The 21,439-nt window shown below is 46.1% G+C and carries 19 protein-coding genes and 1 pseudogene; 12 read left to right on the plus strand and 8 right to left on the minus strand.

What is annotated here, in order from left to right; translation table 11 throughout:
• Window positions 1-36 precede the first annotated feature (36 nt).
• Window positions 37-207: a hypothetical protein gene (locus tag DRW41_RS22845; protein WP_181884402.1), complete on the minus strand. Its 171-nt coding sequence runs from the start codon at window positions 205-207 to the stop codon at window positions 37-39.
• A 41-nt stretch (window positions 208-248) separates the two neighbouring features.
• A complete protein-coding gene (locus DRW41_RS22850; RefSeq protein ID WP_181884403.1) occupies window positions 249-401 on the minus strand; it encodes a hypothetical protein in 153 nt (50 codons plus the stop codon).
• A 97-nt stretch (window positions 402-498) separates the two neighbouring features.
• Between DRW41_RS22850 and DRW41_RS04425 the strand changes: the two genes are divergently transcribed.
• On the plus strand, window positions 499-1,077 hold the full coding sequence (locus tag DRW41_RS04425; protein WP_115450726.1) for an HAD-IA family hydrolase: 579 nt from the start codon (window positions 499-501) through the stop codon (window positions 1,075-1,077).
• A 177-nt stretch (window positions 1,078-1,254) separates the two neighbouring features.
• Here the strand turns inward: DRW41_RS04425 and DRW41_RS04430 are convergent, their stop codons facing one another.
• The 3 genes from DRW41_RS04430 to DRW41_RS04440 form a co-directional block, all read right to left on the minus strand.
• Window positions 1,255-1,602: a DUF4181 domain-containing protein gene (locus DRW41_RS04430; RefSeq protein ID WP_181884404.1), complete on the minus strand. Its 348-nt coding sequence runs from the start codon at window positions 1,600-1,602 to the stop codon at window positions 1,255-1,257.
• A 269-nt stretch (window positions 1,603-1,871) separates the two neighbouring features.
• Window positions 1,872-3,002, minus strand: coding sequence for a TIGR04053 family radical SAM/SPASM domain-containing protein (locus tag DRW41_RS04435; RefSeq protein WP_245959351.1), 1,131 nt, complete (start codon window positions 3,000-3,002; stop codon window positions 1,872-1,874).
• Between the two features lie 1,018 nt (window positions 3,003-4,020).
• Window positions 4,021-4,353, minus strand: coding sequence for a DUF3243 domain-containing protein (locus tag DRW41_RS04440; protein WP_115450729.1), 333 nt, complete (start codon window positions 4,351-4,353; stop codon window positions 4,021-4,023).
• 177 nt (window positions 4,354-4,530) lie between these two features.
• On the opposite strand from DRW41_RS04440, the gene DRW41_RS04445 reads away from it, so the two are divergent.
• Window positions 4,531-5,358: an STAS domain-containing protein gene (locus DRW41_RS04445; protein ID WP_115450730.1), complete on the plus strand. Its 828-nt coding sequence runs from the start codon at window positions 4,531-4,533 to the stop codon at window positions 5,356-5,358.
• Window positions 5,359-5,513: 155 nt separating this feature from the next.
• On the opposite strand, the gene DRW41_RS04450 is transcribed toward DRW41_RS04445, so the two are convergent.
• Together DRW41_RS04450 and DRW41_RS04455 are read right to left on the minus strand one after the other, a co-directional pair.
• Entirely contained in the window at window positions 5,514-6,434 is a 921-nt protein-coding gene (locus tag DRW41_RS04450) for a VanW family protein (RefSeq protein WP_245959332.1), read from the minus strand.
• Window positions 6,435-6,532: 98 nt separating this feature from the next.
• On the minus strand, window positions 6,533-6,871 hold the full coding sequence (locus DRW41_RS04455) for a DUF948 domain-containing protein (RefSeq protein ID WP_115450732.1): 339 nt from the start codon (window positions 6,869-6,871) through the stop codon (window positions 6,533-6,535).
• 332 nt (window positions 6,872-7,203) lie between these two features.
• On the opposite strand from DRW41_RS04455, the gene DRW41_RS04460 reads away from it, so the two are divergent.
• From DRW41_RS04460 to pgoN, 10 genes and pseudogenes are all read left to right on the plus strand, one after another.
• Entirely contained in the window at window positions 7,204-8,712 is a 1,509-nt protein-coding gene (locus DRW41_RS04460; RefSeq protein ID WP_115450733.1) for a carboxypeptidase M32, read from the plus strand.
• A gap of 167 nt (window positions 8,713-8,879) precedes the next feature.
• The gene (locus DRW41_RS04465; protein ID WP_245959333.1) at window positions 8,880-10,313 is read left to right on the plus strand and encodes a PstS family phosphate ABC transporter substrate-binding protein; all 1,434 of its coding nucleotides are present in this window, start codon (window positions 8,880-8,882) and stop codon (window positions 10,311-10,313) included.
• Window positions 10,314-10,454: 141 nt separating this feature from the next.
• Complete coding sequence (locus tag DRW41_RS04470; RefSeq protein ID WP_115450734.1) at window positions 10,455-10,655, plus strand: PLD nuclease N-terminal domain-containing protein; 201 nt, start codon at window positions 10,455-10,457, stop codon at window positions 10,653-10,655.
• Window positions 10,655-11,563, plus strand: coding sequence for an ABC transporter ATP-binding protein (locus DRW41_RS04475; RefSeq protein WP_115450735.1), 909 nt, complete (start codon window positions 10,655-10,657; stop codon window positions 11,561-11,563). Before DRW41_RS04470 ends, DRW41_RS04475 begins: the two co-directional genes overlap by 1 nt.
• Window positions 11,560-12,339 carry an ABC transporter permease gene (locus DRW41_RS04480; protein ID WP_115450736.1) on the plus strand — a complete coding sequence of 260 codons (780 nt, stop codon included), beginning with the start codon at window positions 11,560-11,562 and terminating at the stop codon, window positions 12,337-12,339. Before DRW41_RS04475 ends, DRW41_RS04480 begins: the two co-directional genes overlap by 4 nt.
• Window positions 12,340-12,985: 646 nt before the next feature.
• On the plus strand, window positions 12,986-14,347 hold the full coding sequence (locus DRW41_RS04485) for a citrate transporter (RefSeq protein WP_115450737.1): 1,362 nt from the start codon (window positions 12,986-12,988) through the stop codon (window positions 14,345-14,347).
• A 24-nt stretch (window positions 14,348-14,371) separates the two neighbouring features.
• Window positions 14,372-15,595: an amidohydrolase family protein gene (locus DRW41_RS04490; RefSeq protein ID WP_115450738.1), complete on the plus strand. Its 1,224-nt coding sequence runs from the start codon at window positions 14,372-14,374 to the stop codon at window positions 15,593-15,595.
• Between the two features lie 450 nt (window positions 15,596-16,045).
• Window positions 16,046-17,267: pseudogene (locus DRW41_RS04495) on the plus strand (Zn-dependent hydrolase).
• 19 nt (window positions 17,268-17,286) lie between these two features.
• Window positions 17,287-18,471 carry a M20 family metallopeptidase gene (locus DRW41_RS04500; RefSeq protein ID WP_115450739.1) on the plus strand — a complete coding sequence of 395 codons (1,185 nt, stop codon included), beginning with the start codon at window positions 17,287-17,289 and terminating at the stop codon, window positions 18,469-18,471.
• A gap of 499 nt (window positions 18,472-18,970) precedes the next feature.
• Complete coding sequence (gene pgoN, locus DRW41_RS04505; protein ID WP_115450740.1) at window positions 18,971-19,816, plus strand: glyoxal/methylglyoxal reductase; 846 nt, start codon at window positions 18,971-18,973, stop codon at window positions 19,814-19,816.
• Window positions 19,817-19,953: 137 nt separating this feature from the next.
• Here pgoN and DRW41_RS04510 read toward each other — a convergent pair whose 3' ends face one another.
• Window positions 19,954-21,408, minus strand: coding sequence for an alpha-amylase (locus DRW41_RS04510; protein WP_115450741.1), 1,455 nt, complete (start codon window positions 21,406-21,408; stop codon window positions 19,954-19,956).
• Between the last annotated feature and the right edge of the window lie 31 nt (window positions 21,409-21,439).

The raw sequence follows: 21,439 nt of genomic DNA on the forward strand, positions 1-21,439 counted from the left end.
ATAAACAGCCTGCACTGTAAATCCATCCTCTTTTCCTTAATTCCTATTTGAATCATCATCGAAGGAATTTTTGTTTTCCTCGATGATTTGTTCGATTTTCTTCGTGTCGCCTTTGGCATTGATGATGCTGACAAGGTCGGTAAGGTTTTCGGCGACTTGTTCGTCATCGAGCGTATTGTTTTTTATTTCGTTTTCTTTTCGTATCATGGTTTACCTCCCGTACTGTCATTACTGTAAATGCAGGAGTTTTACTTGCCGGTATCATTCGATTTCCGGTCACTTTTTTTTGTTCCTTTTTCATCCATGACCGGTTTATCTTCTTTTTTGAAATCAGAAGAACATCCTGCGGCTCCTATCGAGAGCGCAAGTGCCGCAATGCCTGCGGCTGCAAATTTTCTCATTCGGTATTCCTCCAATCAGGGAGTTCTAGTATTTATATTCCCATAAAAGGGGTAATTATTTATCTATGGAGATGAATGATTAGCAAGGAGTGGAGAAATGAAGATACTATGGGATTTTGATGGCACGATATTCAATACGTATCCATCCTATACAAAATTGCTTATGGAGATTCTCGGAGATGGCTATACCGAGGAAGAAACACTCGGACAGTTGAAAATTTCCTTCGGACATGCGTTCCGTTTTTTCAAAATCAGCGAGGAACAGAGCCGGAAAATGCTTGAAAAGGTGAGGGGATTGAAGCCGGAGGAGTTCCTCCCGTTCCTGGGAGTCGAGGATGTCCTGAAAAAAGCGGATACGAATGTGATCATGACTCATAAGGAAAAAGAGGATGTCGAAAACGTCCTTACCTATTACAAGTACGACCGTTATTTCGCTGAAGTAGTCGGAATGGAGGACGGTTTTCCACGAAAGCCTGACCCTGCCGCGTATGCCTATTTGCATAAAAAATATGGGATTGACCTTGTCATTGGGGACAGGGCGATTGACCTCGAACCGGCAAGGAGGCTTGGAATCCGCACGGTATCCTACCAAAACCACGAATCCGAAGCGGACTTTTACCTTGATGACTACAGGGATTTCGATAAAGTCATTTTGCCCCATTTGGAAGTACGATAAGGTATGGATGAGCAAAGAAGAGGCGATACAGTGGGGTAATGGTTTCAGCTCCCTATGAGAACACATAGCAAAAATGGACAGTTAAACGGTTATCAAATTGCACCCATAATTTGCGGTGCTTTTTGTTTTTGGAAAAAATGCCAGGCTCTTTTATTGAAAAGAATTGTACCTCTTCTTTTAAAAGACAAAATTATAACAATATATAGTGGCAATTAACAACAATAGGATAGGTACAAGAAATGCCTTTGAGCTTTTGATATACATCCATCCGATAAATGCTTCGAATGCATAAATGACTGCTAACAAGATTAGTATAAACCTTTTAAAGGCCAGTTCATATGTAAGGTCTAGTACAAAAAAGAGAAAAAATAAACCAATTAATATTAAAATCGTTCTACCCCATAAGTGGAATTTTTTCCCTACTGTATCGTAAATTTCTTGCCCTCCCTTTCCGACAATCAATCTTCTTAGGAGGATTTCTGATAGTACAAGAAGCAAGCCTAAAATTTGTATGGAAATGCCCATCATGACTCCCCCAATTTTGAAAAAATTTATGACAGTCTTTGGAATTTATTACATCTTACCAAATAAATATGGTGAAATATAGACTTAATTTTCTGGGGAAACATCTGTAGAAACACTTTTAAAATTTTTGGGGTCCCGACACAACTATTCTCTTTCAAATTAGATTGAATTTTATACTAATTACATAATAACTTCAGAAAAAATGACTTTAAATGAATAAAAAATGAGTGCCAATTTCAACTAATTTGGCACTCATCTGATTTACTTGTTTATTTTACAGTTTCTTTCTTTCGCATGGCCATCGGGATGTATACGCAATATGGCTCGCTTTCCATGTAGTCTCCGGTCACCGCGTACGTCCTAGAACGGGAGCCGCCACAAATCTTATTGTATTCACATACGCCGCATTTGCCTTTGTATTTATCCGGGCTGCGGAGGTTCTTCAGCACTTCTGAATTGCGGTAAATGTCAGCCAGCGGTTTTTCGCGGACATTTCCAACCGGGATTGGAAGGAGGCCGCTTGGCAGGACATCGCCAATATGGTCGACGAAGATAAAGCCATTTCCGTCATTCACGCCTTTTGGAGCGCGCTTGAGCCCGTCGATGATGCCTTCCTGGTCCATCGTCATCGTATCCTCGTAACGGATTTCGCCCTTTTCGATTTTGTGGTCGCGGGCTTTTTCCTGAAGGACGACGCGGCGGTAATGCTGGGCTGCGGTTGTTTTAATATCATAAGGTGCGGTCTTGCTCAGCTGGTAAAGCCAGCGGAATACCTTTTCATGCTCGGCTGGAGTGATGCACTTGTCTTCCTGGCCACGGCCTGTCGGCACTAGCAGGAAAATATACCACATAACAGCTTTCAGTTCGCCGACCAGTTTCGCCATCTCTTCAAGCGAATCATAGTTGTAGCGGGAAATGACGGTATTGATCTGGAGCGGCATCTCTAACTCATTCAAGTACTTGATCTTCTCAAGCGTCAAATCAAAGGAACCTGGCGTCCCGCGGAAATGGTCATGGATTTCGGGCGTTGGGCCGTCTAAACTAAAGCCCCAGCGTGAAAGCCCGACATCCTTGGCCCGCTGCATTTTTTCCTTCGTGACATTGTCGGTAGCGCTTGGAACCATTGAAACACGCATGCCTTTTTTAACGGCGTATTCGGCCAATTCGAATAAATCCTCGCGCATCATGCAATCCCCGCCAGTGAAGACAAGCATAGGATTGTTCATGTCATAAATCTGGTCAAGCAGATTGATGCCCTCTTCATGTGTCAGCTCACGCGGGTCCTTCTGAAGCTGTGCGTCAGCGCGGCAATGTACGCACTTTAGCTGGCACGCCCTCGTTACTTCCCAGATAACGATAAAGGGGTTTTCATTATAATCGATTACCGGCCCAAGCCCCATATTATGCGGATGCCCCCCTGGGTGGCTTCCTAGGTGCCCTCCAGGATGGCCGGCGTTGTGCGGATGTCCCATTCCGTGTGGATGTCCCGTTCCTTGCATTTTCATCACCATGCTTCACATTAGTTTTTGTGCCATGATTAGTGGCCGTTTGTAAGCAACATAATCATGATGTTCTATAAGTTAATTATAAGAGTGGATAAGGTGGCAAAAATCGGCGTTTTGTTACGATATTTCTACATTCCTGTGCCAAATTGGGGAACAAGGGTGGGGGAGGGGGATAAATTTTTGGCGGTAAAATCAAAGGATTTTTTAAACCTTATATGGGTTATAGTGCAATCATTTTAGGAAATTGGGAGGGGTTGGTCATACATTTTGATTTGAGTGACATTCTATCTTGATTTAGGCCGTAGAATGTCACGCAAGAGGGGGTTGAGTGACATTCTATCTTGATTTAGGCCGTAGAATGTCACGCATGTGGGGTTGCGTGACATTCAGTCTTGTTTTAGGCAGTAGAATGTCACGCAAGAGGGGGTTGCGTGACATTCTATCTTGATTTAGGCAGTAGAATGTCACGCAAGTAGGATTTGAGTGACATTCTATCTTGATTTAGGCAGTAGTATGTCACGCAAATGAGGTTTGCGTGACATTCTTTCTTGATTTGGGCAGTAGAATGTCACGCAAGAGGGGGTTGAGTGACATTCTATCTTGATTTAGGCAGTAGAAAGTCACGCAAATGGGGTTTGAATGACATTATTTCTTGATATAGGCAGTAGAATGTCACGCTAGTGGGGTTTGAATGACATTCTATCTTGATTTAGGCAGTAGAATGTCACGCAAGTGGGGTTTGAATGACATTCTATCTTGATTTAGGCAGTAGAATGTCACGCAAATGGGATTTGAAAGACATTCTTTCTTGATTTGGGCCGTACAATGTTACTCATCCGAAATTGCAGAACCCCAACACCCATCCTAAAACAAAAAACACCGGCTTCCATGCAGCCGGTGCTGAAAATCAATGTTATTCCGCCCACTTAATGAGCATGTGGGCAAGCATATGGCGCTCCTGGTCATTTCCGACTTGCCACAGTTCCATCAGGAGCGCTTCCTCACGGTTCTGCGGTTCGGCATTTTTGGCAAGATAATTCGCGACCTTTTGGGCGGCGACCGCCAATTCTTCCTCATCCATCCCGATCCGCTTTCCAAGTTCAATCCGTTTGCTCAGGTAGGAACGGAATTCATTGAAGTCCTGGAGTTTGTCATACATTTTGCCTTCGTCAATCCTGTCAACGACTTCATCAACTTTTGAAGGCTCAAAATCCCCATCCTTATGGACTGCATGATCCTTTTCCATTTTCATCACCCTCCGTTTAGTCAATTTCCTAGTACTATTACCCCTGGCTAATTCGGTCAAACATCAGAAATGGTCCGGATATTAAGTGAATATTCGCGAATTTGTCCCTCCACGCTTTGCATCAGGCGGGGAACATGGTATTGTCAATTTAAGAAATTGATTAGGAGAAACTGCTAAATGGAAATAGAACAATTAAAAAGCTACTTCAGTGAAAAAATTGAAGCCAACCTCGAACGAATTACGGAAGAACTCATTTCGGAAATGCTCTCGTTCTACCACTTCCGCTTCCAGGATGAGGAGCAGAAAAAGATTACAACCGAAAAATTCAGAGAGCTTGTCCAAATTGTCCTGAAATGCCTGAAAGATGAGGATGTAAAGGACCATGCCTTCAAATGGGGGGAAATAATAGGAGCAAATTCCGTCCAAAACGGAGGGGATCTTGGAAGGACCATTAAGGGGGTTACTATTTATAAAAATGTCATTTGGTCCTTTTTGTTTGAAGAGGGGAGGAAAATTCAAATAAACCAGGAGGAGCTGCTGGACATCATTATTGAAACCGACCATATTTTTAACAATATGGTCCATGGCTTCAGCACCTCGTTTACAAACAATGCCGAAAAACTTCTCTTGGAATCCAGGGAACTGTATCTGAAAATATCCGTCCCGATCGTGCCAATTTCGCAAAAGCTGGCTGTACTCCCGCTTATCGGGGATATAAATGAAATGCGGTCAGAAACCCTGATCGTCGATTCGCTGGATACGTGCGTGAAAAAGCGGATTGAAACGCTTGTCATCGACCTTTCCGGAGTCTACGAAGTCGATTTGATTGGAATTGAAGTTCTGTTCAAACTGATTCGCTCCTTAAATCTGCTGGGCGTGACGCCGGTGATTACCGGGATGAAAGGCGAGCTTAGCCAAACCTTCATCAATCTTGGCATTAATCTCAAAGGCATATCGATTTACAGCAATCTTGAACAGGCATTGAAGGAATTGCAGTTTTTTTAAAGGATAATATTAAATTTTGTGTGCGTTAAATTCCGATACCTGTGCTATTTTTCGGGTAAGTCCAATCGCTTCTTGGGTAATGCAACCGAAATTACTAAAAAACCAAGGCGTTCGCATGAGCTGTGTGCGTTGCCTTGGTTATTTTTTATGCGCTACTATTTATCCGTCCTATGCATAAATGTCGTCTCTTCGGGGAGGATGGCGGGAGCTCCGGGGATGCTCCGTGGGCGAAATTCAATATTAGGAGCAGAGTAAAGGGTGACCGACAATTGGCTCCCATACGCATGGGCCCGGATTAAAACAGGCTGGCTGTAAGGGTTTTTAAAAACAAAATCGGGGCCATACCAGCTGACCGTCGCATCGCGGCCTGAAGGGACATAGGTGACAGCCTTCGTATGCGAATACCGCTGGACAATCGACATGCCGGCGTTGTCCGCCGCGTTGAACAAGGTTGAGGATACCTGGCAAATCCCCCCGCCAATCCCTTCCGATAATTCACCGCGCACGATGACCGGGGCTTTCATGTACCCTCGCTTCGCTGTCCTTTTCCCAATCGCTTTATTAAAGGAAAACGTTTCACCCGGGAAAACGACTTTGCCGTTCAGCGTTTCAGTGGCAAGCTTGATATTATGGGACCGCTCCTTGTTTCCTCCATTAAAAAAGGTTGTATAGCGGCCAATCAGCCTTGACCTGATATGGTCGAGCAGCTCGCTATCAACGTCCGGGTAGATGATCCTAGTCGGTACCTCTGCCTTTAAAGGCGCTCCGGTATAAAAAAAGGAAAGCAAAGCCTCCTCCATTTTTTTGCGGTCAAGCTCGACGCCTGATTTTTCTGCAACAATTGCCCCTGAGGCACCTATTTTCGCATTTTCCGGGAGGCGCTGTACTTCTTTTGAAAGGCTGTCCAATAAATGGCTGATTTTATCCGGGTTTGGGAAAGTGCTGCCTGGAACAGGGAGAAGGGTAATATCCGCGCGGGGTATGGCCGCGAGAAGCTGGCCGCCAGATTCAATGGATAAAGTGTGTCCGTCAAATGGCAGTAAAGTTATAATGGCTGAAAGTATAAAGTGTCTCATCATTTTTGGGCAATCCTCCTCTTTTATTAGTATGGATGAACATACAGGAAATAATGAATGAAAAAAACCCGCAGCCAGTGCGGGTTTCTAGAAAGACGTTAATAAGCGGGCGTCCTCGTCTTCTTCTTTCCTTTCAGCTTTATCGATGGGCGGATTTTTACCAGCTTTTTAAAAGTGGAAAGGGTATCTTTAGCGGCATCCGCTGTAAAGGTAACGGCTTCTTTTTTGTAATCGATGTCTGCGATTAGTTCTTGCTGGCTTTTGGCCAGTTGGTCCGATTCCACCTTTAGCGTGTCCGCTTTTTGCTGCACCCTCGCAACTGTTTCGTTTAGCCTATTGATAGCCGGTTTCGCTTCCTTGAATGTTTTGAAGGCGGCAAACCCCAAGTAGGCCAAGGACAGGATGACGGCCGCTATACTCAAATAAACAATCCACATACATAAATTCCTCCCACGAGTCGTTTTTTTATTTTTACCCGTAATACGGTATTTCTAACAGGAACGTTGAAATTCAATCGAAAAAACCGAGAATACAATTAAGGCTTCATAGAAGATTTAGTGTTTCTGTCGCATTTCGCAAGGTACTTACATGATAACTCAAAGTTTGGGCGGTTTTTCTTGTTATGTCATACATATTGGCTCTTTTTGTATATAGATGTAGTTTGAAAATTTAAGTTATTTTTTGGAGGGTCGGGAAAAAACAGTTATAATGGGTAAGCGGCCCCATCTGCAAGGAAGGGCGGCAATTTTCAAAGGGGGGAAATTACCGGATGGATAAACAGAAAGCAATCCAGGATTTTAAAGCTCTTGACGAAAAGATTACCCATTTTCAAAGCATATCTGGCCTAGCTGATTGGGATCAAAAAGTAATGGCGCCCAAAAAAGGGCGCGCGCAATTCGCCAAGGCGATTGGCACGTTGCGAACAGAAGCGTTCAAGATTTCGATCTCGGATGAAATGGGCAGGCTGATTGAAGAATTGAATTCGGATTCCGTGGAGCTCGATGAAATGGCTGCCGCGCAAGTCCGTGAACGGAAAGAACAGTATGACCGATTCAAGCGGATTCCCGCCGAGGATTTCAAGGAATTCGCCATCCTTACTGCCCAGGCGAATGACGCGTGGGAACACGCTAGGGAGCATAATGATTTCGACCATTACGCGCCATATCTCGAGAAAATCGTAGGGTTCAGAAGGAAATTCGCCGAGTTGTACGGCTATGAGGCGCATCCGTATGATGCCGTCCTTAGTGAATTTGAACCTGGACTGATGGTTGCGAAGTTAGACCCGATCTTTGCGAAGCTTCGTGATACAAGCGTCACGCTGTTGGAGAGAATTAAAAAATCTCCAAACCAGACGCCTTCAGAAATTTTCAATCAAAAATATCCGATTGATAAACAAAAGGAATTCAACCGCTACATATTGCCGATTATCGGATTTGACATGGAAGCTGGAAGGCTTGATGAAACAGTGCATCCTTTCGCCCAAACGATTACGATTGGCGATGTACGTTTGACGACAAGGTATCTTGAAGAAAATGTCCGGTCCGCGCTTTTCGGAACAATCCATGAAGCCGGCCATGGCATCTATGAACAAAACATTGACCCGAAATATGAAGGAACCGTATTGGCGGGAGGGACATCTTTTGGCATCCACGAGTCCCAGTCGCGGTTCCTGGAAAACATGGTCGGCCGCAGCAGGGCGTTCTGGAGTTATTTCTACCCAAGGCTTGTCGAGTATTTCCCCGAGCAGCTTGCAAATATCGGCGAGGAAGATTTTTACCGGGCTGTCAACACGGTTGAGCCTTCGTTTATCAGGATTGAAGCGGATGAACTCACCTATAACCTCCATATCATGGTCCGTTATGAAGTCGAAAAAGCGCTCATGGCTGGCGAATTGGAAGTTCACGAACTTCCTGCAGTCTGGAATAGGAAAATGGAAGAGTACCTGGGAATCATCCCCGCCACAGACCGGGAAGGCGTGCTTCAGGATGTCCATTGGTCGTTTGGAGGAATCGGCTACTTCCCTTCCTATTCGCTTGGCAACCTTTACGCAGCGCAAATCCTGAATACACTCAAAAAGGAAGTACCTGGTTACGAAGCAGCGATTGCAGAGGGGAATTTCGCCCCTGTGATGGGATGGCTGAAAGAGAAAATCCACAAATACGGTTCGCTTTACAGGCCAAATGAACTGATTGTCAAAGTAACCGGAGAAGAACTGAACGCCGACTACCTTGCTGAGTACCTAGAAGCGAAGTATTCGGAAATTTATAAGTTATCTTAACGGAAAAGAGGGCGCGCCGCTTGGTGTGCCTTCTTTTTTAATCGATAAGGATTGAACGTATGCCTGTTATTCCCAACTTTAAGATTGAACTCATCGGATCGTTTAGTGTAAAATTACACTAAACGAATTGAGAGGGTTGAGTGGCTGTGCGCAGAATTTTTTTTCTTGTGTCGATTTTTTACATAGTGATTCCAGTTGTTCTATCGATGACTGTTGGGTATGTAGCAGTTTCAGCTGGAGAGGCGGGAGGAATAATCGGGGCGGCAGGATTTTTGGCGGGAGGAATTGGAGCCGGATGGTATTTTGCCAAACATGACCGAAACGAATTAAACGGTTACCGTAAATACTTCCCTGTCTTTCTGCCTTTGTTCCTTACCGTTTTTTCAGCTGCCATCCTTATGGCTGCCACAAAAGGGCATTTTGGCAATGATTTGTGGGCGGTGTTTATCTTCTTGTTTTTCCCATTCCTGCCTAACAGCTTTCTCAGTGTTTTAGGCGGCCAACTCATGCTCGCTTTCTTCGCGCCTTTTGCATATTTCCTTGGCTTCCAGGGAGCGTATTTGGCTGTGGATAAACGGAATCGGCCAAAGTGGAAATCGGTTGTGGCGGGAGCGGTTTCCATTGCCCTTAGTCTGGCGATATCGGCCTTTGTCCTTTGGCAAAGAAGCCAGACGGTTTTGCCATCCTATGGGTTTAAGTACGAAAATGGCTATTCGAGTGTGGATTTAACCCCTTATTATGTCACTAACACATCGAATATATTGCCGAAGCTCAATGAACCCGCCGACTTTTCGTTAGAAAAAAAGGAAGAAATGCCTATCCTGGACGGCGCTGAAGCTGCTTATCCAGTGTATGCGGCTTTCGCGAACTCTGTCTATAAAGACATTGGAGCAATCAATGACGGAAACGAGAAATATGGGGAAATTGTCAGTTTTACAAATACGATTTATGCGTTCGAACGGCTTCTCTCGGGCGAGGTTGATATTTTTTTCGGCGCCCAGCCATCGGAAGACCAGAAGCGGGTGGCGGAGTCGCAAGGCAAGGAATTGCTTCTGACGCCAATCGGAAAGGAAGCCTTTGTCTTTTTTGTAAATAGTAAAAATCCGGTCGATTCGCTTACCATCGACCAAATTAAAGGGATTTATTCAGGGCGGATAACAAATTGGAATGAAGCGGGCGGAGGGAATGACAAAATCAGGGCTTTTCAGCGGCCCGAAGGCTCAGGCTCGCAAACCATCATGCAAGTAATCATGAAAGGCACCCCGCTGATGGACCCATTAAAGGAAGAAGTCATGGGGATGGGGGATATCATGGAAGAGGTGGCGTCCTATAGGAATTATAAAAATTCCCTTGGGTACTCATTCCGCTTTTTTACGACGGGAATGAACCCGAACAAAGATATTAAATTACTGGCAATTAATGATGTTTTACCAAATGCCGAAAATATTCAAACTGGCAGCTATCCGTATGTTGTCAACCTTTACGCTATTACATTGAAGGATAATCCAAAAAAAACTATCGAACCATTCCTCGGCTGGATGCAAGGTCCCCAGGGCCAAAAGCTCGTCGAAGAGGTTGGTTATATTCCGTTCAAAAAATAGGAGAGAAACCATTCCTTTCTTTTGTATATCTTACAGGAAAATTTCCGGAAAAACATGGACGCATTCCCGATTTATGTTACTATAAAATGAGACTTTAGACACAGTTTTGTCATTATATATTAGTTAATGGGGGAATGAAAAATGGAAGTTGCGAACGGAATTGGAATGGGCTTATTGCTGCCAATTATGTTGATTCAACTGGTACTGCTTGTCGTCGCGATTATTGACCTAATCCGGACGGAAGAAACGAACGGACCGAAGTGGTTATGGGCGCTCGTAATTTTATTCATTGGTTTTATCGGGCCAATTGTTTACTTTATTTTCGGAAGGAGAAATAATTGATGCCCCTCGTCCAAATCAGAGGCCTTAGAAAGAATTTTAAAGGAAACGAGGTCATCAAGGGACTTGACTTTGTCCTTAAGAAAGGGAAATGCACCGCGTTGCTAGGCCCAAATGGCGCTGGAAAAACAACTACCCTAAGAATGCTTTCCGGGCTGATGGAACCTAGTGGGGGCACGATTGATTTTACCGATGCGAAAAAAGGTGAAGACATCCGCAAATTCATTGGCTACCTGCCGCAATTTCCTGTTTATTACAACTGGATGACCGGCCAGGAATTCCTAAACTACGCGGGAAGGCTGGCAGGACTTTCAAAAAAGGAAGCAAAGGAGAGGACCGAAGAACTCCTTGGATTGGTAGGGATTGCCGATGCGAAAAAGCGGCCGGTCGGGAAATACTCAGGCGGGATGAAACAGAGGCTAGGAATCGCACAGGCGCTTATCCACCGTCCAAAGCTCATTATGCTGGATGAGCCGGTTTCCGCGCTGGATCCGTTTGGCAGAAGGGAAGTCCTCGAACTTCTGGAAAAATTGAAAAACGAAACGACTGTCCTTTTTTCCACGCATATATTGAATGATGCCGAGGAAGTTTGCGATGAGATCCTCTTCCTTCATAACGGGGAAATCGTCGAAGCGGGAACGATGGATGAATTGCGTGACCGCCACAAACAATCGAGGGTTGAGCTGCAATTCAAAGGCCAGGCGGAAGAATTTAAGAAAGCTTTCGCATCAGCCGGGTATGTTCAAGGCATTGAAGTTGACGGCAGCCAAATGAAGATTTTTGCATCCGACCTTGATGAGGCAACAAAAGGTATCCTTAAGATTGTGGCTGATGGAGAGTTTCCCATTACCAAGATTGAATCAAGCAGGATGACGCTCGAAGATATTTTTATGAAGGTGGTGGGAAAATGAGCCAGTTTCTTACCCTTCTCCAGAAAGAAATTCTTGAAATGTGGCGGAACTTTAAATGGGTCTGGGTCCCGATTGTATTTATTATTCTCGGGGTACAGGAGCCGTTGTCAACCTATTACCTTCCTCAGATTATTGACTCAATTGGAGGGCTTCCGGAAGGAGCGGTAATTGAAATTCCAACCCCTGCTCCTGCCCAGGTGCTCGCCGGGGGCTTGGGTCAGTACAATATGATGGGATTCATTATTATTATTCTGTTATGTGCAAGTCTCGTGGCTGGTGAGGTAAAAAACGGTACAGCCGCAATGATTCTAGTTAAGCCAGTTAAACATGGTAACTACATAGCAGCCAAGTGGGCAGGCGCCCTTTTGCTCGTTTGGACTTCATTCTTCATCGGGTTTCTTGTAACTTGGTATTATACTGGGCTCCTTTTTGACTGGGTCCCTTTTGACACATTTCTTGGCTCCTTTTTTATCGAAGGATTATGGTTATCATTCATCGTAACGATTACATTATTCTTCAGCTCAATTTTCGTCGTTCCGGGAGCAGCGGGATTTTTAGCAGCCGCAGTAGCCATCATCCTCTCGCTCGCAAGCAGTTCGCTTTCCCATCTCCTGGAGTGGAGCCCGGGATTGCTGCCTTCATACGCTTCAAGCTATCTTGTTGAGGAAAGCCTGAAACGGGACGGGGTTATCGCGATTACGCTTACAGTTGTTCTGCTTTTCATCCTGATTTTCGTGGCTATAAGGATTTTCAGGAAAAAGGAACTTGCAGCCTAATCCATTTTAATAATTTTCATAAAATGCCGCCTCTCATACTGGGCGGCATTTTTTAATTGAAAACCGCTTAAAACTTTACCAGTATAGCTACTGTTTTGGGTAAAAACAAAAATAGGGGAAGATACTTGTTGTTTAGTTGAGGGAAGGGGAGGGAAACTTAAAATTAACTTCGCGTGAACGTCAGCCAATTTTTCCTAAGTATAAAAGGCTATCACACCATTACAAACGGTTGGGATGTCGCCTGAAAAAGGTTTATTTTGTATCTCTCTGTCACATAATGTCCATATGTCAGAATGTTTTGAGTGAAAGGGGTGAGAGGATAATGAGTTGTGGAGATCCTTGATAAATATATGTTTTTAGAAAAAATGAATCGGTTTTTTTAAAAATAGGAGAAGATCGTTTTAATGTTTTTGTAATGCGGAGGCGTCTTTTTTTATGTTTTTTTAATTTGATAGCAACAAACCTGAAAACTAAACTAAAACTACATAATTTTTGTTATTATGTCTCATTTTATATTGGACTGTTCCCATGCGGTACAGAGCCATGGAAGGATGGTTTAACCACACAATAGGTTCTGTAAGTTTTTTACAATTGTTTCATCCGTTTTTATTCATTAAATTAATCTTTTTACAACAAGGAGAAGATCATGAAAAAATTTAGCAGAATTCTATCCATGCTTGCGGCTTTCCTGTTCGTAGTCGTTTCTGCCACCCAGGTGTTCGCGGCTGAACAGGTAGCTGAAATCAAAACCCCTACTGGATTTTATGCGCTTGTAGTCATCATTCCGCTAATCGTTATCCTTGCGCTTCTGTTCATGAAAGTGGACATGATCGCGGCAGGTTTCGTCGGCGGCGTGCTCGCCATGCTCATTGGCGGCATCGGTCTTGCCCAGGCAAATGATCAGTTTCTGAAAACAATCCCTGGCATGCTTTCCATCACAGTTCCAATCATTAACTCGGCAATCGCCATGGCAGTTTTCAAATCAGGCGGTTATACAGCGGCGCTTACCCTGGTTCGCCGTGGAATTAAAGGCAAAGTTGAATACTTCGCGGCATTTATCGTAATCCTACAGGCAGCGGCTACCTACATGTCCGGTATTGGCGGCGGTTCCGCGATGGTTATCGCTCCGCTTGCATTCGCGGCTGTTGGTGCGATTCCTGAATTGATCGCGGCTATGTCCATCGCGGCGGCTGTATCATTCACTACCTCTCCAGCATCTTTGGAGTCTGGTATCGTCTCGAAACTATCCGGTATCCCGGTTGCGCAATACGTTGATGAAATGCGTATTTTCTGGCTTGGATTTACCATCCTTGCAGTCATTCTTGGATTCTACGGAGCCAAAAAGCGTAAAGTTATTTTCAAAGGTGAAGAAGCAGCTGAATTTGCCGGCTTGACTACAGGCCAAATTTTCAAAGTAACAATACCTGTTATCTTCCTGCTTGGCGCGGTTATCTTCGGCCCATTCATTAACAAAGCCATTGACATGCCGCTGTTCACGCCATTGGTGTACACAGTGATTACATTGATCCTGATTTTCCTTTGCACGAAATTCAATCTTAATGAATCCATCAACGCTATGGTCGATGGTTCGACTTACATCCTTACAAGATTGTTGGCAGTAGGTATCTTCCTTACCTTTATCAATATTATCGGCGACACCGGCGCTTTCAAAGTAATCGCTGGAATCGCAGAAAAAGCACCGGCAACGCTAGTAGTACCTGCCGCGGTTCTTGCGGGTATCCTAGTTGGTATCCCTGCGGGAGCATATGTGGGCTCAATTCTTGGATTAGTATTGCCAGTCGCGGTTTCCCTGAACTTCTCGCCTGTCGCGCTTGGATTCGTTGCAATGGGCGTTGGGCTTGGAAGCCAGCTGAGCTTTGTTAACATCACAATGCAGGCATTGTCTTCCGGATTCCAAATCCCGATCATTGAGGTTGTTAAAGGGAACGCAAGATGGGTTGGCTTAGCAATGGCACTATTGTTAGTCCTTTCATTCTTCATGGGCTAAAAGTAAATTCTGGAGGTTAGTATGATGGATATTTTGTTCAAACAAGTAAGGCTTAAAGATGGCGAAGAGTTGAAAGACGTCGCCATCAAAGGCGGAAAAATTGAAGCAATTGAAAAAGAACTGAAAGTAGAAGCTGCCAGGGTAATCGAAGGCAACGGAAAAGTATTAATCCCAGGCCTTGTAGAAAGCCATATCCACTTGGATAAAGCGTTGATCGCCGACAGGCTGCCGAATAAATCAGGTACATTGCAGGAAGCTCTTAAAGTAACTGCCCAGCTGAAGCCTACTTTTTCAAAAGAAGATATTGTCGACCGGGCTGAGCGTACCCTTCAAATGCTGATCAAGAATGGTACGACCCACATCCGTACACATTCCGAGTTCGATCCTTCCCAAGGCTTCACAGGTTTTGAAACTGTCATGGAGCTGAAGGAAAAGTACAAGGGCATCGTTGACGTTCAGGTCGTTGCATTCCCGCAGGAAGGGATTTTGAAAGCACCAGGAACAGAAAAAATGATGTACGAAGCAATGGATATGGGCGCGGACGTTGTCGGAGGAATCCCTTACAACGATACTCCATGGGATAAACATATTGACCTCGTATTTGAAATCGCGAAGAAATACGATAAGCCAATCGACTTCCACCAGGACTTCAAAGACGGCCCTGAAGGAATGACAATCGAATACGTTTGCGAAAAAACAATTAAAGAAGGCTACCAGGGACGGGTTTCCGTGGGCCACTTGACTGCACTCGGCGCACTTCCAAAGGATCGCCTGCAGCCAATCATTGAAAAAATGGCTGAAGCACAAATCAGCGTCATGAGTTTGCCTGCTACAGACCTTCACCTTGGCGGAAGGCACGACGAGTACAACGTGCGCCGCGCATTGACTCCAATCCGCGCACTTCGCGACGGCGGCGTCAACATGTGTATCGCGACAAACAACATCCGCAACGCCTTCACTCCATACGGAACAGGCGACGTGATGCTGACCGCGATGCTCGCAATCCCTGCCGGCCACCTTGGCGGAGCGGATGACCTGCCAACCGTATTGCCGATGATCACAACTAACCCTGCGAAAGCGATGCAGGTTTCCGGCTACGGCATCGAGGTAGGCAACAACGCTGACGTTGTCCTTTTGGACACTGAATCCGTAACCAATGCGGTCATCGACATGCCTGCCAAGCTTTTCGTTGTAAAGAGCGGCAAAGTGACTGTTGAAACGAAGAAATCCACTGAGTTTCTTTTCTAAAATGTAGTGTTAATTGTGAAAAGACGGCGTAATGCCGTCTTTTTTGCGTTGTTATGGGTGGTGGAAAATTTTTGAGTTTAGCCGGTAAATTAGCTGGAACGTTTTTGGGCCTACCCGGGTTTTGTGGCAGATAACTGTGTTTCATAATATAGCCGGTTATCGCAGCAGCAGAAGATATCCGGGTTTTCGAGGCAGATATCCGGGTTTTCAAGGCAGATATCCGGGTTTTCGAGGAAGTTATCCGGGTTTTAAAGGCAATTATCCGGGTTTACCAATTTTTAGACACAATTGGGCAGGCACGGAATAAACCTTCCCCTGTGAAACACATGTGTGAAACAAGAAAATTAGGGGAGTGACAGGCACTGTTCGCATAATTAGGTTAAAAGGTGGTCAATTTACGTTTAAAAGTTTTATAATTATAAGATAATTCATAAATTGGAGATGTTATGAATGGTGAATTCGAATCGGCTGTGGGAGAGGCTGCAACGTTAGTGAAATTGGGGCAACCCCGAACGGAGGGGTGACTCGGCTTTCTTTTACAAAGGAAGAGCGGCAGGCAAAGGATTTGGTTGCGGGATTTATGAAAGAGGCGGGCCTTTCGGTGAGGGAGGATGAAGCTGGCAACTTAATTGGCCGGAGGGAAGGCGCAGTTGAGGGCGCACCCGTGGTCATGACTGGTTCGCACATCGATTCCGTATTTGACGGCGGGAACTTCGACGGGCCGCTTGGGGTGTTGTCGGCAATCGAGGCACTGCAAACGATGGAGGAGAAAGGCGTATCAACCAGCCATCCAATCGAGGTAATCGCCTTTACGGATGAGGAAGGGGCGCGCTTTAGCTTCGGGATGATTGGAAGCCGCGCTATCGCTGGCCTGATTGAGGCGGAAGAACTGGAAAACAGGGACAAGGCCGGCGTGTCCATTGCCGAGGCGATGGCGGCAGCAGGGCTGGATCCGAAGGAAATCGGCAACGCCAAGCGAAAAAAAGAAGAGGTCAAAGCGTATATTGAATTACATATTGAGCAGGGAAAGGTTCTTGAAAAGGAAAACCTTCCTGTCGGAATCGTGTCCGGCATTGCCGGGCCGCTTTGGATGAAATTTACGGTCGAGGGGGAGGCGGGCCATGCCGGCAACACGCCGATGGTCATGCGCCGAGACGCCATGACTGCCTCGGCCAGGATGATTTTAATGATTGAGCAGGAGGCACGCAAGAACGGAACGTCTGTCGGAACGGTCGGCCAGCTCAGTCTTTTTCCTGGTGGCATCAACATCATTCCGGGCAGGGTGGAATTTTCGCTGGATTTAAGGGATATTAATGAGGAAACACGGGATGAAGTCGAAAGGGCGATTTTAACAGAAGCGGAAAGAATCGCGGAGGAGAAGGGGGTTAAACTCTCTGTAGAAGACCTTCAGCGGATCCCGCCGGCGCATTGTGACGAAGAAATCCAGCAGGCGGTCCGTGACGCGGCAGCCGAAGCCGGTTTGCAGACGATGACCCTGCCAAGCGGCGCGGGCCATGACGGGATGCAATTTACTGGATTATGGCCAATCGGGATGATTTTCGCCCGTTCTAAAAACGGCATCAGCCATGATCCGGCAGAATGGACCTCCCAGGAAGATTGCGCCGCTGGAGCGGAAGTACTTTACAGGACACTTTTAAAACTAGCTAACTAAATAAAGGAGATGGGGAAAATTGAATACAAGTGCAACTTTAAATTTGAACGGGCTTGCGGAGCAGATTTCATCCCAGGTTGTCGCGTGGAGAAGGCATCTTCACCAAAACCCTGAATTATCGTTCCATGAGGAAAAAACCGCCCAATTCGTGTACGAAACGCTTGAAGGATTCGGCGGATTGGAGCTGTCGCGGCCGACAAGGACGAGTGTAATGGCCAGGCTGATTGGCGGGCAGCCAGGCAAAGTGCTTGCCATCCGGGCCGATATGGACGCGCTTCCGATTACCGAGGAAAATGAGTTCGAATTCACATCGCAAAACCCTGGCGTTATGCACGCATGCGGGCACGACGGCCATACCGCGATGCTCCTAGGTACCGCGAAAGTACTGTCCGGCCTGAAGGACCAGATCAAAGGGGAAGTCCGCTTCCTGTTCCAGCACGCGGAGGAATTGTATCCAGGAGGCGCGGAAGAAATGGTATCGGCTGGAGTCATGGACGGCGTTGACCTTGTCATCGGCACCCACCTATGGTCACCGCTTGAGCTTGGAAAAATTGGCGTTGTATACGGTCCGATGATGGCCGCGCCTGATACATTCTGGATTACAGTAAAAGGAAAAGGCGGGCATGCGGCGCTTCCGCATCAGACCATCGACTCAATCGCGATTGCGGCGCAGGTTGTCACAAACCTCCAGCACGTTGTCTCACGTAATACTGATCCGCTTGACAATCTAGTCCTGTCCGTCACCCAGTTCATTGGAGGCACGACGCATAACGTCATCCCGGGCTCCGTGCAAATGTGCGGCACGGTCCGCAGCTTCGATCCGAAATTGCGTGAAACCATGCCTGCGTTGATGGAACGGGTCATCAAAGGGATTACCGAAGCGCATGCCGCAACCTATGATTTCAAATATGAATTCGGCTACCGCCCGGTCATCAATGACGCCGAGGTAACGAAGGTCATTGAAGAAACAGTACGCGAAGTTTTCGGCGAAGAAACACTCGACCTGATGCGCCCGAACATGGGAGGCGAGGATTTCTCCGCATTCCAGCAAAAAGCTCCTGGCGCGTTCTTCTATGTCGGAGCCGGAAACAAAGATAAAGGAATCGTGTACCCGCACCACCATGCAAAATTCACCATTGATGAAGACGCTCTTGAAATCGGAGTCAAGACGTTCCTGCATGCTACATTTAAGTTTTTGGGGTAAACACTGAAGGAAGTAAAATTTAAAAATCTGGGCAATAATTGTTAAGCCGTATGGGGATTTGAATCCCTGTGCGGTTTTCTTTTTTGAGGTGAGGTAAGCTTTTAAAAATGGACTTTGGTAAAAGTGGCTTTTCGTCACATGGTTTTGAGGAATGCTTACATGTGAGTGGGGTTCATTAGAAAGCGTAGGTAATTGTCATTTTGGGGTGCTTGAAAATAGGAGAGCAGCCTCGAGGTATTAAACCAGCTCTCGTTTTGCGGAGGCAAAGGGTACTATTGAAAAATCGCCATGTGGAGGACGAAAAAGTAGTAGGTGTCAGACGCTAACTAGTGAATTTTCTCCAATTACTAGTGAAGTAGTACAAAGATGGACTAGTTAAATATCGCAATGCAGCGTTCTGCAAATCCCGTTTGTTGCATTCAACACCACGCAGTGGCAATATCTTAGTTGCAAGTAATATTGTGCGATTTTAACAGAAGACGTATGGGGAGGATTTAGGATGACCGCAAAAAATTTACAGGATACAGTGACGTTGCATAACGGCGTGAAGATGCCATGGTTCGGGCTTGGTGTATACAAAGTAAAGGAAGGCGAGGAAGTAGTCCAGGCTGTCAAGGCCGCGATTAAAAATGGTTACCGCAGCATTGACACAGCCGCTGTCTACAAAAACGAAGAAGGCGTAGGAAAAGCAATCAAGGAAGCACTTGAGGAAAACGGTCTCAAAAGGGAGGAACTATTCATCACATCCAAGGTCTGGAACTCCGACCAAGGCTATGAATCCACACTCGAGGCCTACGAAACGAGCTTGAAAAAACTGAACCTTGACTACCTCGACCTGTACCTTATCCACTGGGCAGTAAAAGACAAATACAAGGAAACTTGGCGCGCCCTCGAAACCCTTTACAAAGATGGCCGCGTCAAGGCGATTGGCGTCAGCAATTTTCACATCCATCATCTGGAGGACCTTTTAAAAGACGCGGAAATCAAGCCAATGATCAACCAGGTTGAATACCATCCGCAATTAGCCCAGCGTGACCTCCGCGCGTTTTGTCGTGAGCTGGGCATCCAGCTTGAAGCTTGGTCCCCGCTTGCCCAAGGACAGCTTCTTGGCAATGAAACATTAAAGGAAATCGCCGCCAAATATGACAAATCCGTTGCCAAGGTCATTCTGCGCTGGGATTTGCAAAACGAAGTCGTCACCATCCCTAAATCGATCAACAAAAACCGCATCATTGAAAATGCCGCCATATTCGATTTTGAACTAACTCAAGATGATATGGAAAAAATCAACGGCCTGAATGAGGATCGCCGTGTCGGTCCCGATCCTGACAACTTCAATTTTTAAAAAGAAAAAAGCTGCTTTCCCCTCGGCGGGAAAGCCGTCTTCTTTTCCATAATCCAACTGAAGCAAGGTCTGCAGATAATCATAACCCATAACAAAACGAATTTAGCCTACATAATGGAGAGAAAAAAATTGCATATCTAGTCAGCAAGCGCCCATACCGAAACGCTGCCGCCGTTGACGCGGAACGTTGCCCAGCCGTCTTCCTCAATCACCACTTCGTCATGGCGGTTGCCGGTGATGTCCTTCCACGATTGGCCAGCGCGCTCCTCACCGACGAACATCCGTTTTTCGCCTTCGTCGCCATTCGAGATAATCACAGCGCACCCCGAATTCTCGTGTTCCGGAACGCCTCCGCGCACCCATCCTACTGTGTTCGGATGGTCGAAATAGTCTGTCTGCTCGCCGTAGGCCAAATGTTTCCGGGCGTAGAGAAGGGGATCAAGGGAGGCTTTTTTCCCCTTACAAGGCTCGGGTCCGCCGATTCCGAAATAGTCGCCGTAAAAAACGCATGGATAACCGGAGCCCCTTAGCAAAATCAACGCATACGCGCTTTGCTTGAACCAGTCTTCCACCCACGATTCCAGCGCTTCGTGCGGCTGTGAGTCATGGTTGTCGACAAAGGTGACCGCATTGCGGCGGTGGGACTGGACAAGCGTATCATCGAATATCGTCGTCAAATCGAAGTCACGGCCTGCTTTTGAAGCATTGTGCAATTTATAATGAAGCGGCACGTCAAACAGTGCGATATTGTAGTCAACTATGTCAAGATATTCGCGGCATTTTTGAAGATCGGATTTCCAGAACTCCCCGACGAAAAAAAAATCCTCGCCACGGTGGTCCATCATTGCATGCACGAAATCATTGATAAAATTATGATTGATATGCTTAATCGCATCGAGCCGATAGCCGTCACAATTGGTGGTATCGGCGAGCCATTTTCCCCAGCGGATCATTTCTTCCCGCACCTCTGGGTGGTCGTAGTCATAATTGGCGAACATGAGGTAATCATAGTTGCCGAATTCGTCATCGACATGCTCGCTCCACGATTTATGCTCGCCAAGAATCCGGAAAACGCCATTTTTTCCGGTTTTGACGTCATAGTCCGTGCCGTTGAAATGGTGGAAATTCCATTTGAATGGGGAATACGCATCGCCGCGTCCGGCAAAATTGAACTTTGTCCAGCCTTCGATTTCAAAAGGTTTCGATATGTCCTCGGTACGGTCCATTTCGTCAACCTGGACCACCTGGAAAGTTTCCGTTTCATCCGCACCTGCCTTATGGTTCATCACCACATCAAGATAAACTTTGACTCCGTTGTCATGGCATGCCTGGATGGCTTCAAGCAACTCATCCTTCGTTCCGTATTTTGTCCGGACGCTGGTTTTTTGGTCGAATTCGCCCAGGTCGTAAAGGTCGTAAGGAGCATAGCCCACATCATCGGGCGAAATAGCCTTGGTGGGCGGCGGCAGCCAAATTGAATCAATACCAATCCGTTTCAGTTCGGGCGCTAGCTCCTTTAGCCGGTTCCAGTGGTTGCCGTCAGCTGGCAAATGCCATTCGAAAAATTGCATCATTGTTTTATTTTCAACCATAAAACCTTTTCCTTTCTGAAAAAAATGCCGC

The organism is Neobacillus piezotolerans, from assembly GCF_003362805.1.
GTDB lineage: Bacteria > Bacillota > Bacilli > Bacillales > Cytobacillaceae > Bacillus_D > Bacillus_D piezotolerans.

Excerpts from the sequence above, each read along its gene's own strand:
- DRW41_RS22845 (WP_181884402.1), bottom strand. The coding sequence starts at position 207 with ATGATACGAAAAGAAAACGAAATAAAAAACAATACGCTCGATGACGAA.
- DRW41_RS22850 (WP_181884403.1), bottom strand. The coding sequence starts at position 401 with ATGAGAAAATTTGCAGCCGCAGGCATTGCGGCACTTGCGCTCTCGATA.
- DRW41_RS04425 (WP_115450726.1), top strand. The coding sequence starts at position 499 with ATGAAGATACTATGGGATTTTGATGGCACGATATTCAATACGTATCCA.
- DRW41_RS04430 (WP_181884404.1), bottom strand. The coding sequence starts at position 1,602 with ATGGGCATTTCCATACAAATTTTAGGCTTGCTTCTTGTACTATCAGAA.
- DRW41_RS04435 (WP_245959351.1), bottom strand. The coding sequence starts at position 3,002 with ATGGGGCTTGGGCCGGTAATCGATTATAATGAAAACCCCTTTATCGTT.
- DRW41_RS04440 (WP_115450729.1), bottom strand. The coding sequence starts at position 4,353 with ATGGAAAAGGATCATGCAGTCCATAAGGATGGGGATTTTGAGCCTTCA.
- DRW41_RS04445 (WP_115450730.1), top strand. The coding sequence starts at position 4,531 with ATGGAAATAGAACAATTAAAAAGCTACTTCAGTGAAAAAATTGAAGCC.
- DRW41_RS04450 (WP_245959332.1), bottom strand. The coding sequence starts at position 6,434 with ATGAGACACTTTATACTTTCAGCCATTATAACTTTACTGCCATTTGAC.
- DRW41_RS04455 (WP_115450732.1), bottom strand. The coding sequence starts at position 6,871 with ATGTGGATTGTTTATTTGAGTATAGCGGCCGTCATCCTGTCCTTGGCC.
- DRW41_RS04460 (WP_115450733.1), top strand. The coding sequence starts at position 7,204 with ATGGATAAACAGAAAGCAATCCAGGATTTTAAAGCTCTTGACGAAAAG.
- DRW41_RS04470 (WP_115450734.1), top strand. The coding sequence starts at position 10,455 with ATGGAAGTTGCGAACGGAATTGGAATGGGCTTATTGCTGCCAATTATG.
- DRW41_RS04475 (WP_115450735.1), top strand. The coding sequence starts at position 10,655 with ATGCCCCTCGTCCAAATCAGAGGCCTTAGAAAGAATTTTAAAGGAAAC.
- DRW41_RS04480 (WP_115450736.1), top strand. The coding sequence starts at position 11,560 with ATGAGCCAGTTTCTTACCCTTCTCCAGAAAGAAATTCTTGAAATGTGG.
- DRW41_RS04485 (WP_115450737.1), top strand. The coding sequence starts at position 12,986 with ATGAAAAAATTTAGCAGAATTCTATCCATGCTTGCGGCTTTCCTGTTC.
- DRW41_RS04490 (WP_115450738.1), top strand. The coding sequence starts at position 14,372 with ATGGATATTTTGTTCAAACAAGTAAGGCTTAAAGATGGCGAAGAGTTG.
- pgoN (WP_115450740.1), top strand. The coding sequence starts at position 18,971 with ATGACCGCAAAAAATTTACAGGATACAGTGACGTTGCATAACGGCGTG.
- DRW41_RS04510 (WP_115450741.1), bottom strand. The coding sequence starts at position 21,408 with ATGGTTGAAAATAAAACAATGATGCAATTTTTCGAATGGCATTTGCCA.